The sequence below is a fragment of the Nostoc sp. UHCC 0251 genome (assembly GCF_034932245.1).
Taxonomy (GTDB): Bacteria; Cyanobacteriota; Cyanobacteriia; order Cyanobacteriales; family Nostocaceae; genus Nostoc.
Map to the genome: position 1 here is coordinate 1 of NZ_JAYGHD010000541.1, position 1071 is coordinate 1071.

Here is a 1071-nt window from a genome sequence, read left to right on the forward strand (position 1 = left end):
TTGTTGATGAAATTAAGAGACAGCCTGACTATAAAGGGAATCAAGCTGCCACTTTGGGGGCGCTCGTTAGGGATGGTGTTGCGGCTCGTGGCGGAGAATTGGAAAACCCAGCAATATTCCTTGCACGAGTACTGAATCACTTACCTAATTGGGAGCGGCGCGAATCCTGGGAGTTGGCGCTGACTATTTTAAGTTGGTTGCAAGAAACAGAGCATAATGCTGATTGATCGGATTGATAAAATTGGTTCATGGGTAATTTTGGTGCTATGCGAACAAAAGTAGAACTAATTTGCGGTCAAGATAACACGATTGTGGAAGCAGATTTAGTGGAGCTATTGCAAAAGCACGTCGATGATTATGCCAACAAGTGGAAAGAACAATTACAATTGCACGGGCAATCAGACAAATTTTGGGACTGGGAATTTAAACTGGAGTTTATCATTAACAGACAAGCAAACCGCGAAGGCTACGCGATTGAATATGAAGACGAAACTCAAGGTTTGCTACTGATTGAAACCCAAATGCACGGTTCTCGTCTACAAGAGGGTAAACGCTTGGTATACATTGACGGTATCGCTACCGCACCCTGGAATCGGGCATATATCCAACGTCTGCCAAAATTGAAAGGTGTTGGGACTGCATTCTTGGCGTTTGCCAGAACTCGCAGTTTAGAGCTAGGTTATGAGGGCAGAGTAGGGTTACATTCACTACCGGGAGTAGAAGAATTTTATGATAACCAAGGCATGATTGATGTCGGAGAGGATGAAGATTACGATGAACTAGTTTATTTTGAGTATGGAGTTTTTCGTTCTCCTGTATGAGGTAGTAAAGCTAAATGAGTCAATTATTTGATGAAGAATCTTTAAGAAAAAGTGTTGAAGCTGAGGATAAAGTTGGTGGCAACATTGGGGCTGGATTAGATTGGGGGTCAGCATTTGGTTCCTTAATGGGCAATCTAGAACTTTTGGGACGTTTTACAACGTTGCGTATTTCTCTAAATAGAGAAGTGCGATTGCTGCTAAATAATTGGAATTTAGGTACAGCTACGAAAATTGCTGTAAAAACTGCAAG

2 protein-coding genes and 1 pseudogene are annotated in these 1071 nt (G+C 42.1%); all 3 read left to right on the top strand.

All coding sequences use genetic code 11. The features are described from left to right. The coding region (locus VB740_RS36695; protein ID WP_323204711.1) for a hypothetical protein at positions 1 to 227 on the top strand (227 nt) is incomplete at its 5' end. 39 nt (positions 228 to 266) lie between these two features. After that, a complete protein-coding gene (locus VB740_RS36700; RefSeq protein WP_323204712.1) occupies positions 267 to 821 on the top strand; it encodes a GNAT family N-acetyltransferase in 555 nt (184 codons plus the stop codon). Between the two features lie 14 nt (positions 822 to 835). After that, positions 836 to 1071, top strand: a pseudogene (locus VB740_RS36705) (hypothetical protein); the annotation flags it as partial.

What these genes read in the sequence shown, in the direction of transcription:
- VB740_RS36700 (WP_323204712.1), top strand. Translation starts at nt 267, where the DNA reads ATGCGAACAAAAGTAGAACTAATTTGCGGTCAAGATAACACGATTGTG.